Source organism: Agrobacterium sp., from assembly GCF_032092815.1.
Taxonomy (GTDB): Bacteria; Pseudomonadota; Alphaproteobacteria; order Rhizobiales; family Rhizobiaceae; genus Agrobacterium.
The window spans coordinates 1-12,472 of sequence record NZ_DAMDBP010000014.1; the positions used below are offsets into that span (position 1 = coordinate 1).

Sequence of the window (12,472 nt, forward strand, 5' to 3'; positions counted from 1 at the left end):
CTCCTACTACATCGACTACCGCAACCTGCGTCCAAAGTACCTCGAAGCCTTCGTAGATAACCTGATCAACTGGGACTACGTTCTGGAGCGCTTCGAAGCTGCTTCCAAGTAAGGTCTCAACCTTCGATTTTGCGAAACACCCGGCCTTGTGCCGGGTGTTTTGTTATGAGGTATTCGTCGCCAGTTCGTTGTCATATCGCTGTCATCTGAGAGGCATAAAGCCGCCGTCATGACACATCCTGCTGCACCGCTGTTTTCCTTCGGCATTGTCGCCGATCCCCAATATGCCAATATCGAGCCGAAGCCTGACATGGGGCGTTATTACGCCAACAGCCCGCAAAAGCTGGACGCGGCCATCGACACATTCAACGGCGAGGACCTGTCCTTTGTCGTGACATTGGGCGATCTGATCGACCGTGACTGGGACAGTTTCGGTGCCGTTCTCTCCTGTTATGACAGGCTGCGGCATCGCTCCGTCCTGCTGCCCGGCAATCACGATTTCGCAGTTGATGCTGATAGGCTGCCGCAGGTCTATGCGCGACTGGGCATGCCGTCACCCTGGTATGATTTTGTGGAACAGGATGTGCGTTTCATCGTGCTGGATGGTTCCGATGTCAGCCTGTTTGCGCCACCCAGACAGGACCCAAGACGCGAGATAGCTGCGACACGGCTTGAAACCTTGCAGGCTGTCGGTGCCATTAATGCACAGACGTGGAATGGTTCACTGGGAGATGAGCAGTTTGCCTGGCTGGAAGACCGATTGGCCGATGCCGGTCGCTTGAAACAAAAGGTCATCATCTTCTGCCACTATCCGATCTTTCCGGAAAACGCTCATAATCTCTGGGATGCGCCGCGCATCCTGTCGCTTCTGGCAGAGCATGATTGTTTTGCGGCATGGTTCTGCGGCCATAACCATGTCGGCAATTACGGTGAGATAGACGGCAGCCATTTCCTAAACTTCAAGGGCATGGTGGACACGCCAGATGAAAACACCTTTGCCATCGCCGATGTTTACGCAGATCGTATCGAGATCAGTGGTTTTGGACGCGAGGACAGCCGCAGCCTTGTTTTCGATCAGGCGCTTGTCCCTGCCACCTGATTATACTGCCAACTGGCCATCCAAAGCTGGCGCAAGGTTTCTCCTTGATTTTTGAAAAACGCCTGTGTTTCAGCGCAGGTTTTGACACGATCTGCCCGAAAATTGCGGATCGCCTGCCGCAGCTCACACCAGGCAACGATGTTGGCCGTTTCAGAATAATAGATGACTGCGATCGGCAGAATGCGCCGTTCCGTCAATGAACCCGCTTCATCCTGATAGGAGATATCGAGCTTTTCCTCCGTGCGGACGGCACGCCTGACGCGGGATAGGTCGACACCATCGGGCGCATTGGCAATGCTGCCCCAGGCATGCAGGGCAGTGGTGGAAAGAATGCGCGATAAGGGTTCGGGAATGGAGGCAGCAATCTTGTCGCTGACCCGTTTTGCCGCCTGTCGCAGTTCCACGTCGCCGGTTCTGCTGACAAGCGCCAGCGCCAGCACGACTGCCTCGGTTTCCTCGATGGAAAACATCAGGGGCGGCATGTTGAAGCCTGGCCGCATGATGTAACCCACACCCCGCTCCCCTTCGACCGGCACGCGCATGGCTTGCAAGGCGGCGATGTCGCGGTAGACGGAGCGCGCTGTGACCTCCAGCGTTTCGGCCATCTGCTGGGCGGTAACCGGCTGGCGTGCGACACGCAAAATCTGGATAATCTCGAAAAGGCGCGAGGCTTTGCGCATTTCTGGCTCCCTGTGCAGGCTACTGACAGAACGCTGTCAGTAGCAGGAGAATATAGACAACAGGAATGGCTTGAAAAACCACAGAAAAGTTTCTGATGTCCCGCTTCTTCACCTGGATCTACTGACATGACCTATACCGAAAACCTATGGCTTTTTTTCCTGCTGCTGTTTGGCATCATCATCGTGCCTGGCATGGATATGCTGTTTGTGCTGGCAAGTTCATTGACCGGCGGCAAACGAACCGGCTTTTTTGCCATCATGGGCATTGTGGTCGGTGGCATTGTTCATTCGCTTTACGGGGCCGCAGGGGTTGGCTTGCTGGCAAACTGGATGCCAAGCCTTTTCACGCCACTCCTGTTGCTTGGCGCAGGCTACATGATCTGGATCGGAATCAGCCTGATGCGCAGTTCAATCACCGTACAGGGTGACGAGGCCGCATCGGCAAAATCCGCATGGCGTGCCTTCCGGCGTGGCGTATTGACCTGCCTTGCCAACCCAAAGGCCTATCTCTTCATGCTGGCCGTCTACCCGCAGTTCCTCAAACCGGCCTATGGTCCGGTGTGGAGCCAGGGGCTGATCATGGGCGCCATGGTCGCGGCAACCCAGTTCAGCGTGTACGGCGCGCTGGCGCTGACGGCCGATAGAAGCCGCAAACTGTTGGTCTCCTCTCCGACTGCGACAGTTTTTGTTGGGCGTGCGGCCGGCTTCCTGCTGGTGGTGGTGTCTTTCCTAACCCTGTGGGCGGAATTGACAAAAGTCTCATAGAAGACTGTTTTAGAAGAGAAAATCACCAAAAATCACCTTATTGTGACTTCTATCCCCATGCCAAACGGGGCATGTTCAAGCCTCCCTGAATGTTTGAATCGAACATTTGGCCGGTATCAAGGAGAGAACCATATGAAATTGAAGACCATTGCGGCTGCCATGTTGTTCGGCTGTCTTTGCGCCGGGGCGGTTTCCGCTGCTGGCGAAGTTGAAAAGCGTGAAGGCATGATGAAGCAGATCGGTGGCGCAATGGGCGCGCTGAATGCGATTGCCAAGGGCCAGAAGCCTTTTGACGCTGAAACCGTGAAGACTGCCGTCACCACCATCAGCACCAATGCCAAGGCATTCCCTGACCAGTTCCCGGCTGGCACGGAAACCGGCAGCGCTGCTGCTCCCGCCATCTGGGAAAACTTCGCCGACTTCAAGGCCAAGTCCGAGAAACTCGGCGCAGACGCCGATGCCGTGCTGGCGCAACTTCCTGCCGATCAGGCTGGCGTTGCAACTGCTCTGCAGTCGCTTGGTGCTGATTGCGGCGTTTGCCATCAGACCTACCGCCTGAAGCGATAAGCTCTAAGGCTAGCCAAGAATGTGCGGCTGTTCAGCATGAGCCGCCCATTCTGCTGACGATATCCATGGCCTGTTATCCCGATCGCTGGGGGTGCGCGCAGGCCGGCAATTTTCAGACTGTTTTTCAGACTGTGCATTTCGGGAGAACGATATGGCTTCGAAGCTTTTAAAGCTTGGTGCCGCTGCGGCTTTGGTCGCTGTTGCAGGTGCGGGCATTTTCCTTGGTGTGACAGCACCGGAAAGGCAGGCGCCAAGCCATTGGGCCAATGCTGGTGCACCAGATCTCGTCAATGGTGAAAATCTGTTCTGGGCCGGCGGTTGCGCAAGCTGTCATGCCGCGCCCGACGCAACGGGAGATGCTTTGTTGCTGCTCTCTGGTGGCGCTCCGTTACACAGCCCGTTTGGCACATTTTATGCCCCGAATATCTCGCCTGATCCAAAGACCGGCATTGGCGAATGGACGCTGGCCGAGTTCGGTGATGCCATGACACGTGGCACCGGTCGCAACGGCGAACATCTCTATCCGTCCTTCCCTTACGCTTCCTATGCCCGCATGCCCGCCAAGGACATCAGCGATCTCTTTGCCTATCTGAAAACCCTGCCTGTCAGCGATCACGTCGCGCAGGGACATGATCTGCCATTCCCGTTCAATATTCGCCTCGCTCTGGGTGGCTGGAAGTTCCTCTATTTCGACGAAGGTGCACCACGCGTTGAACTGGCCAATGCCGATGCGGCACTGGTGCGCGGTCAGTATCTGGTCGAGGGTCCTGGCCATTGCGGCGAATGTCACACGCCACGTAACCTGCTTGGCGGTTTCCTGAAGGACAAGTGGCTGGCTGGCGGCCCCAATCCGGAAGGTGAGGGCAGGGTTCCGAACATCACGCCGGGTTCCAGCGACATGGAAGCCTGGGCAGATGCGGATATCGCAAGTTATCTGGAGACAGGTTTTACGCCAGAGTTCGACAGCGTTGGTGGCTCCATGGTGAAGGTGCAGCAGAATATGGCACGTCTTTCAACCGACGACCGGGATGCTATTGCCGCCTATCTCAAGGCCATTCCGGCACGGTAACATCCAGTACAAATACGGGTGAGCGAATGGTCAAGCAAAGCACCGTCGCCCACCGTTAGTTCTATGCGGCTGACATCGTCGGTTGGAGGCAGGTGATGTCAACGCAGCCACAGATCGCGAATAAAAATGCCAAGAATGAAAAGCGGTATGAAGGCGGTCGAGGCTATGAGCGGGACACGCATGCCCGTGGCCAGCGGATCACCTTGTTCGGCGCGTTGTTTGAGGATGGTATTGATCTTCGAAACATTCCGCCATCCGCTGTACCATGTTGGCTTTGGTCATCCAACCCATCTTCTCTGGCGATCTTGCGGGCGTAGAAATAGGTTGTGCAACCACACGCCATGCTCACCACGAGTACCACCATCATCCACCGGTGTGTTTGTTTTCCTCAACAACTAAAAATCACAAAAAACGCTCTTGGCGTGCAAACCATTAGTGGCTGTATAATGTTGCGTTGAAGTTGGATTGACTCCATTAACCACACCCTTGAGATCCCTGCGGATTTAATCATCTCGTAAGCTGTTGCCTTCAGTAATGCCTGCTCTACAGGGGCGATGTTTTTGCTGATTTCGGCCAAGCATTTCCTCCCGCATCTTCGGGGTATGAAATGAATTCGATACTGACGTGCTTGGTGTATGAGCACGATGCACGACTGGTGGTCCTTGCGGGCATATTGTGCCTTCTTTCTGCAACGGTCGCGATGCTGCTGTTGCGTCGAGCCGTCAAAAGCTCAGGTTTGGCTCGGGTCATCTGGATTGCTGCCACCGGCGGAGCAAGCGGTTTCGGCATATGGACAACCCATTTCGTTGCCATGTTGGCCTATGATCCCGGTTTTGTGTTTGGATACGAAATCAATGGAACATTGATGTCCCTGGCGGTTGCCATCGGCACGACAGTGGCTGCGGCTGCCTGCGCGACCTATGACACCAGCCGTCACGGCACTGCCGCAGCTGGCGTGTTGTTCGGCATTGGCGTCACCAGCATGCATTTTATCGGCATGACCGCCATCGAGTTGCCGGGTGCCATTGTCTGGGATCGCTCCCTGGTTATCGCAGCATCTGTTCTGGCCGTCATCCTGTCGGTCCCTGCTTTCGCCACCCGCCGCGCTGAAAAAACCAAGGGCACACGTGTTATCCTGCCGGCCTTGCTGCTGACGCTGGCCATTGTCGGCATGCATTTCACCGCGATGGGAGCGATCACCATCGTTCCGGATAATTCCGCGCCCGCAACCAATGTCATTTCGGCTGGCGTGATGGTGCTGATCATCACCTGCGTGACGCTTTCCTTCTTGTTTGCAGGGCTGGCTGCTGCCATGTTCGCGATGAAGGCAGAAATGGCGACCGCAGCTGGCGAAACCAATTTCCGCCTTCTGCTGCAGGGCGTGACAGATTACGCCATCTACATGCTCGACACCGAAGGCCGGGTCAGCAACTGGAATGCCGCCGCCGAGCGCGCCAAGGGCTATACGGCCAGCGAAATCGTCGGGCAGCATTTTTCGCGCTTCTATTCGTCGAAGGACCGGGCTGCAGGTCTACCACAAAAGGCACTGGATACGGCCAAGACGCTGGGCAAGTTTGAAGCCGAGTCGCTGCAGTACCGCAAGGACGGATCGTCTTTCTGGGCGCTGGTTGTTATCGGCCCGATCTACGATGAGGACGGCACTCTGGCCGGTTATGCCAAGATCACGCGCGACTGCACGGAACAGAAACGAGCGGCCCAACGTGTGCAGGAAGCCAACGACAATCTCGCACTGGCGCTCGACAATATGGCCAATGGCATCATGCTGTTCGACAAGGATGAGCGACTTGTCTTGCAAAACAGCCGCCTGAAAGAAATTGTCGGAATGCCTGATGATGCCGATCTGGTCGGCAAGACATTCCGGGAGATTTGCGAGCTGCCCTATGGCCATGATTCCGGCAGCAAGATCGATGTCACCGAATTTTATGATGGCCATATCCACCTCATTCAGATGCCAGGTGGCGGTGAAACCATTCGCACCATTCAAAATGACAGGACGGTGCGTGTCATCCATCGTCCGGTTGCCCGTGGGTCCTGGGTGACAACGGTTGAAGACATTACCGAACGCGTGAAGTCCGAAGCGCGGATCGCACATCTGGCGCGCCATGATGTGCTGACCGGTCTGCCCAACCGCCGGCAATTTGTCGAGACACTTGATACCGCAATTGATAGCGCTAACACGCTATCTTCAAAGGTGGCCGTCATCGCCGTAGACCTTGATAATTTCAAGGAAGTGAATGACACGCTCGGCCATGCAGCAGGCGATATGGTGCTGGTGACCCTTGCCAAACGGCTGCGCGAAGGGCTGATGCCGGGCGAGACGATTGGGCGATTGGGTGGTGACGAGTTTGTTGCCGTCAAAAGCTTCAAGGATCAATCCGAGCTTGATGAGTTCATTCGCCGTATCAACGGTCTTCTGACCGCCAAAATTGAATTGGCGCACACGGAAATTGTCCCCGGCGCCAGCCTTGGGGTGGCAATCTATCCGCAGGACGCTGGCGACAGGGAAAAGCTGCTCAGCAATGCCGACATGGCGATGTATCGCTCGAAAGACAGCATTGATCAGAAGATCAGCTTTTACGAGGCGACGATGGATGAGGCGGCCAGAGAGCGCCGCGCCATGGCGCGCGATATCTGGAACGGCCTGGAACAGAACCAGTTCTTCCTGACCTATCAGGTACAGCGTTCGGTCAAGACAGATGAGGTGACAGGTTACGAGGTGCTGCTGCGCTGGTTGCATCCCGAAAGAGGTCTTGTTTCACCTGTCGATTTCATCCCGATTGCTGAGGAATGCGGTGCGATCTCGGCCATCGGTGAATGGGTGCTTATGCAGGCATGCCGTGAAGCTGCGGAATGGGAAATCCCGCACAAGATCGCCGTCAATCTGTCTCCGCTGCAGTTGAACAACATTATCTTGGTCAACAAGGTGCGTGACACGCTTCTGGAAACCGGGCTGCCGGCCTCACGCCTTGAGCTTGAGGTGACCGAAAGTGCGATTATTGGTGACAAGGCGCGTGCCTTGCACATCCTGCGGCAGATCAAGGCCATGGGCGTGACCATCGCGATCGATGATTTCGGTACCGGTTATTCATCGCTGGAAACGCTGCGCTCGTTCCCTTTCGACAAGATCAAGCTCGACAAGAGCTTCGTGCATGAGTTGGAAAGCCGACAGTCCAAAGCCTTTGTCCGGGCCATCGTGGCGCTTGGAAAAAGCCTTGAGGTTGCTGTGCTGGCAGAAGGTGTCGAAACGCAGGATCAGTTGCAAGTGCTGTTGTCGGAAGGATGCGATGAGGTGCAGGGCTTCCTGTTCGGAAGGCCGGCAACCCGCGATCAATTGTCTGCCGCTGCCCCGCACATCTTCGGACTGAGCAAAGTTTCATAATCTTGGACAAACAAAAAACCTCTCGCGCGTCCGGTGCGGAGAGGCTTTTTTATCGCTTGAATATCTGGGGCCATTGAGAATGAGGCGGTTTTACCGCCTCATTTTTCGTTTCAGGATGCTTTCGCCAGTCCCTTGATCGATGTCTTCGGCTGGTAGATCGTGTTCTTGCCGTAACCGCGGTCTTCAGGCCCAAGTTTGGAGGCATCCGAACCCGGTTCACGTTGCCATTGACGCCGGTTCAGCTTGAAGCGCTTGACGAGATGTTCGAGTTCGCCGGCACCTTCGGCCAGGGCCTCGGAAATTTCACTCATGCCGCCAACCATCGCAGCATTCTGCTGCGTCATCTGGTCAAGCGAACCGATGGCCGAGTTGATCTCGGACAGGTTGGTCGATTGTTCTGAAGAGCCATTGGCGATGGCGTCGACATTGCTTTCAATGGATTGCACGAAATCCTGGATTTTTTTCAAGGCATCGCCTGTTTTGCCGACCAGTCGCACACCTTCATTGACTTCGCTGGTCGAGTTCTGGATCAGGCCGGAAATCTCCTTGGCGGAAGAGGCGGAGCGCTGTGCAAGCTCACGTACCTCCTGAGCCACAACGGCAAAGCCCTTGCCAGCTTCGCCCGCGCGTGCTGCTTCAACGCCGGCATTGAGAGCAAGAAGGTTGGTCTGGAAAGCGATTTCGTCGATGACATCGATGATCTTCGAGATTTCGCGTGATGCGTTTTCAATGCGTGCCATGGCATCTACGGTGGAGGCCACGACCTTGACGGAATCAACCGCAGCAACGCGGGCTTCCTGGACCAGCTTGCGGGCGTCCGTGGCGCGACCGGCCGACTCGCGAACCCTGACAGTGATGTGTTCAAGCGCCGAAGAGGTTTCTTTCAGCGCTGCCGCCTGCTGTTCCGAACGGTTGGCAATACCGCTGGCGCTGGCACGCATCTCACCGCTTTTGGTCGACAACATTGCGGTCTCGGCCAAAACCTGCTCCAGCGTCTCCTGGAATTTGGCCAGTGACTGGTTGAAGTCATGGCGCAGATGTTCAAACTCGGGCACGAAGGGGTCATCGATGGTGATGCGAATATTGCATTCTGCCAGACGTTCAAGACCGGCCCCCACTTCCTGAAGTGCCTTGACGCGACCTGACACATCGGTTGCAAACTTCACCACCTTGATGACCTTGCCCTCGTCATTGAGGATCGGGTTGTAGGTGGCCTGAATAAAGATCGAACTGCCATCCTTGGTAATCCGCTTGAACTCGTCAGCGTAAAACTCGCCGGCGGCCAGGCGTGGCCAGAAGCCGGCGTATTCTCTTGAAGCCACATAGTCTGCCTCACAGAACATGCTGTGATGACGTCCCTTGATTTCGTTGAGGCTGTAGCCGAGAGCATTGCAGAAGTTTTCGTTGGCGGTCAGGATGGTGCCATCGGGGTTGAACTCGATCACTGCCTGCGCACGCGACAGGGCGGAAATCTTGCCCTTGCTTTCCATGCTCTCCAGCTTGGCAGCGGTAATGTCGGTGGCGATCTTGACCACTTTGACCACTTTGCCACCACGGACAACCGGGTTGTAAGAGGCCTGAATCCAGATTTCTTCACCACTCTTGGTCAGGCGGCGGAACTGGCGCTGTTCAAACTGACCAGAGGCCAGACCTCTCCAGAATGCCTTGTATTCGTTGGTGGCCGCCTCGTCGGGCCGCATGAACATGCTGTGATGGCGACCCTTGATTTCGCTCAAGGAGTAACCGAGCGCCTTGCAGAAGTTTTCGTTGGCGTCGAGAACCTTGCCCTCAGGGGTAAAAGAGATGATCGCTTGTGACCGGCTGAAGGCAGACAGAATAGCCGAAGCTTCCGTGCTGAAAATGCGATCAAACCCCATAGAAGCACCCGAATGATTTGGTTAATGTTCCGAGTAATATCCAGTGACAAATTTTAGTTAAAACTTTGATTAGATTTCCGCATTTTAAGTTCAAACGGCACAATCATCTTATGACGCGGCGATCCTGATTGGCCGATTGAAACGTCACCCATTGACTCAAACCTTACAGCGCCGGATAACAAACACGTGATGGTTCCTTGCCGGACATTCCGGCTGGATGAAAAGGGAACACGATAGGGACTTGTCCTCATTCGTGGCTGCCCCCGCAACTGTGAGCGGAGAGCCTGAAAACGGAAAGCCACTGGTCTGGCGCAGGGCTGAAATCAAAACATGATTTCGACCCATGCGATGCGAAAATGCAAACAGACCGGGAAGGTGTTTTCAGGTAACGACCCGCGAGCCAGGAGACCTGCCATTGCAAGAGTGTCCATGCCGGCGGGGTGTCCGGAACTTGCGCGGTTTTGCGGGAATGCTTTGGGTATTTCCTCTCTTTTCGTGTGTTTCCCCGTGGTGACGGATGTCGATTGCGGATCCGCGTGTCCATTGCATACGCTGCCGGTTCCGTTCTTGAGACTGCGTATGCATTGAGCGAGAGGGTTCACCATGTCTGTCCAAAACAATGCCGCCACCCAGGTGGTTTCTGCAAAATCTGCCAGTGCGGTTCAGTCGCTTATGGCGGTGTTCTGCGGTCTGTTCATCATCGGTTTTGTCGGTTTTTCGCATATCGAGGCCGTGCATAATGCGGCGCATGATACGCGCCATGCCAATGCCTTCCCTTGCCACTGAGGGGGCGTGAAGCATGTCGTCATTTCGTAACATCGTTTTTACGTCAGTGCTGGTTGGCCTGATCTGCGGTCTGGCCGTCAGCCTCATGCAATATGTCGGCACAACGCCGTTGATCCTGCATGCGGAAACCTTCGAAACCGCAGGGGGTGAGGCTGGTCATCGCCACGATGTGGCACAGGCCGCCGGTGAAACGGCAGCACCTGCTGCTGGTCATGCGCATGATGAAGAGGCGTGGGGACCCGCCGATGGATTTGAGCGCAACGCCTATACGGCGGCCGCCAATATTCTGACGGCAATCGGTTATGCACTGGTGCTGACAGGTCTGATTTCACTGCGTGGCACCAGCATCGGCTGGCGTGAAGGGCTGCTCTGGGGACTGGGCGGTTTTGCAGCTGTCGCGCTGGCACCAATGGTCGGTCTGCCACCGGAATTGCCGGGAAGCCCGGCCGGTGAGCTGGCTGCCCGTCAGGCGTGGTGGATTGGTACGGCGGTTGCGACAGCAGGTGGCATTGCGCTGCTTGCCTTCCGCCGCGAGCCTTGGGCTGCTGTGCTTGCCATCCTGTTGATTGCAGCACCGCATGTCATTGGTGCGCCACTGCCGCCGGAAGGTGAACATGCGCTGGCGCCACTGCCGCTGGAGCGTCGTTTCATCATCGTAGCCACACTGACCAGCTTCGTGTTCTGGGTGCTGCTCGGGGCATTGAGCGGCACATTCCTGAAAAGGTTTGAAGCGGCAAGGTGAGCGCGTCTGGTCTGACATTGTCTGACAGGAAAGACGGCTCTGCCGAATGGAGCGTGGCGCTTGATGCGCTGCGCTTTTTCGTGCCCGGTCATGATGCACCCTGTTCGGTGCATCGCCTGGCCTTTAAGGCCATTCTGGATGTGTCTCCTGAAAAGGAGACTTGTCTGGCCTGTTTTGCGCACTATCAAGCGGCCTTCGTTTCGGCGGCACTGGATAAGATCAAGCGGCAGAACATAGCGATCGACAGAAGCCTGCATCTCAACAGTCGGGATATTCGCCGTGCGCTTGGTGCCGATATGGCAGCAGGGCCACAACGCGCCTGCCGCGTGCTGGATCGCAATTCTGACGGTTGATATTGGTCACCGATGTTCAGCGGCAAAGGCCTTTATTTCCGCTTCTGCTTCCGGTCCCCACAGGTCGAGAGCCTTGAGAACCTCCATGGTAAAGCTGATCGGCGCGGTTCCGGCTGCGGTGACCACGCCCTTGTCGCTCACCGCCTGCGGCTGATCGCGATAATAATCCGTGCCCGTATAGGCTGGATATGCCTGATGTGAGGTCAGCGAATTGCCGGTATGGGCCACATCATTCAGAACGCCTGTGCCGCCCAGCATGCTGGCTGCTGCGCAAATGCCGGCAACGACACGTCCCTCCCGGCGGAAGCGCTGCACCATCTCGGTAAAGTCCGGCGCACTGCCACTCTCCCAACTCAGGCCACCGGGAACGATCAGCGCATCGATGGATGCCGGATCAAGCGCACCATAAGCCACGTCAGGCATGACTTTCAGGCCGCCCATCGAGGTCACGGGTGCACCATCCGGTGAAGCGGTAATGATCTCGGCACCCAGATAGCTGCGCGCCACAGCACTCAGCAGGGCGCTTTCCCAGTCGGCAAAGTCGGGCGTCAGTGCAATTGCAATACGGGTCATTGTCTTTGTCCTTGCTGACAGCAATCCAATGTTACGCAATAGCCTGCATGTAGCGCATGCCTGTGACTGGCCGCGGTGTGAAGTCCATGTTTTCGTAGAAGCGGTGCGCGGCAACATTGCCGGTCGCAGCACTGACCGAGAGGTAATCGCAGCCGCAACGTTTGGCGACATCACGGGCACGCGAAACCAGATGCTGACCGGTGCCATGGCCACGGTGACCATCACGAACGAACAGGTGATGAAGTTCCATGCCGCGACGGGCTTCCTGCGCTCTGTAGAGTGGCACGAGAATGGCGTAGCCGATCAGTTCGTCGCCTGCTTCAGCAACAAGTGCGGTAATCCATGGGATCGGGCTGAACAGATCAAGTTCCAGCTTCTCAGGCGTCATGGCAGACGCATCGCCATGGTGTTTGGCGAGCATGGCAATCATTTCGTTCAGTTGTGGCAGGTCGGTCTTGCGTGCACCACGAATGGTCACAACGGCAGGACGGGGAAGGGTAATGGCGGTATCTTCGGTCATTTCTAGGTCCTTCGGGTTCTTGGATGCCATCAGGACGCTTG

The 12,472-nt window shown here is 56.2% G+C and carries 13 protein-coding genes and 1 riboswitch; of the genes, 9 read left to right on the top strand and 4 right to left on the bottom strand.

What is annotated here, in order from left to right; genetic code table 11:
• Both RT613_RS10475 and RT613_RS10480 read left to right on the top strand, forming a co-directional pair.
• The coding region (locus RT613_RS10475; protein WP_313615312.1) for a Fe-Mn family superoxide dismutase at positions 1 to 112 on the top strand (112 nt) is incomplete at its 5' end.
• A gap of 117 nt (positions 113 to 229) precedes the next feature.
• Entirely contained in the window at positions 230 to 1,099 is an 870-nt protein-coding gene (locus tag RT613_RS10480) for a metallophosphoesterase (RefSeq protein ID WP_313615139.1), read from the top strand.
• Here RT613_RS10480 and RT613_RS10485 read toward each other — a convergent pair.
• Positions 1,075 to 1,779, bottom strand: coding sequence for a YafY family protein (locus RT613_RS10485; protein WP_313615140.1), 705 nt, complete (start codon positions 1,777 to 1,779; stop codon positions 1,075 to 1,077). The two genes, RT613_RS10480 and RT613_RS10485, sit on opposite strands and share 25 nt — an antisense overlap.
• 126 nt (positions 1,780 to 1,905) lie before the next feature.
• Here RT613_RS10485 and RT613_RS10490 point away from each other — a divergent pair, with 126 nt between their 5' ends.
• The 4 genes from RT613_RS10490 (at position 1,906) to RT613_RS10505 (ending at position 7,580) form a co-directional block, all read left to right on the top strand.
• Positions 1,906 to 2,544 carry a LysE family translocator gene (locus RT613_RS10490; RefSeq protein WP_313615142.1) on the top strand — a complete coding sequence of 213 codons (639 nt, stop codon included), beginning with the start codon at positions 1,906 to 1,908 and terminating at the stop codon, positions 2,542 to 2,544.
• A 132-nt stretch (positions 2,545 to 2,676) separates the two neighbouring features.
• On the top strand, positions 2,677 to 3,111 hold the full coding sequence (locus RT613_RS10495) for a cytochrome c (protein WP_313615143.1): 435 nt from the start codon (positions 2,677 to 2,679) through the stop codon (positions 3,109 to 3,111).
• A gap of 151 nt (positions 3,112 to 3,262) precedes the next feature.
• The gene (locus RT613_RS10500) at positions 3,263 to 4,180 is read left to right on the top strand and encodes a cytochrome c (protein WP_313615145.1); all 918 of its coding nucleotides are present in this window, start codon (positions 3,263 to 3,265) and stop codon (positions 4,178 to 4,180) included.
• 607 nt (positions 4,181 to 4,787) lie between these two features.
• Positions 4,788 to 7,580: an EAL domain-containing protein gene (locus tag RT613_RS10505; RefSeq protein WP_313615147.1), complete on the top strand. Its 2,793-nt coding sequence runs from the start codon at positions 4,788 to 4,790 to the stop codon at positions 7,578 to 7,580.
• A 110-nt stretch (positions 7,581 to 7,690) separates the two neighbouring features.
• On the opposite strand, the gene RT613_RS10510 is transcribed toward RT613_RS10505, so the two are convergent.
• On the bottom strand, positions 7,691 to 9,457 hold the full coding sequence (locus RT613_RS10510; RefSeq protein WP_313615148.1) for a PAS domain-containing methyl-accepting chemotaxis protein: 1,767 nt from the start codon (positions 9,455 to 9,457) through the stop codon (positions 7,691 to 7,693).
• A gap of 173 nt (positions 9,458 to 9,630) precedes the next feature.
• A riboswitch (cobalamin riboswitch) is annotated at positions 9,631 to 9,889 on the top strand.
• A gap of 171 nt (positions 9,890 to 10,060) precedes the next feature.
• On the opposite strand from RT613_RS10510, the gene RT613_RS10515 reads away from it, so the two are divergent.
• Genes RT613_RS10515 through RT613_RS10525 form a run of 3 tightly spaced genes read left to right on the top strand, consistent with a single transcriptional unit; the run spans position 10,061 to position 11,338 of the window.
• Complete coding sequence (locus RT613_RS10515) at positions 10,061 to 10,243, top strand: CbtB-domain containing protein (RefSeq protein WP_313615150.1); 183 nt, start codon at positions 10,061 to 10,063, stop codon at positions 10,241 to 10,243.
• Positions 10,244 to 10,256: 13 nt separating this feature from the next.
• Positions 10,257 to 10,985: a CbtA family protein gene (locus RT613_RS10520; protein WP_313615151.1), complete on the top strand. Its 729-nt coding sequence runs from the start codon at positions 10,257 to 10,259 to the stop codon at positions 10,983 to 10,985.
• Complete coding sequence (locus RT613_RS10525) at positions 10,982 to 11,338, top strand: hypothetical protein (protein WP_313615153.1); 357 nt, start codon at positions 10,982 to 10,984, stop codon at positions 11,336 to 11,338. The genes RT613_RS10520 and RT613_RS10525 overlap by 4 nt, the downstream gene beginning before the upstream one ends.
• Positions 11,339 to 11,344: 6 nt before the next feature.
• On the opposite strand, the gene RT613_RS10530 is transcribed toward RT613_RS10525, so the two are convergent.
• Together RT613_RS10530 and RT613_RS10535 are read right to left on the bottom strand one after the other, a co-directional pair.
• Positions 11,345 to 11,911: a type 1 glutamine amidotransferase family protein gene (locus tag RT613_RS10530; RefSeq protein ID WP_313615155.1), complete on the bottom strand. Its 567-nt coding sequence runs from the start codon at positions 11,909 to 11,911 to the stop codon at positions 11,345 to 11,347.
• Positions 11,912 to 11,942: 31 nt separating this feature from the next.
• Complete coding sequence (locus tag RT613_RS10535) at positions 11,943 to 12,431, bottom strand: GNAT family N-acetyltransferase (RefSeq protein WP_313615156.1); 489 nt, start codon at positions 12,429 to 12,431, stop codon at positions 11,943 to 11,945.
• Positions 12,432 to 12,472 lie beyond the last annotated feature (41 nt).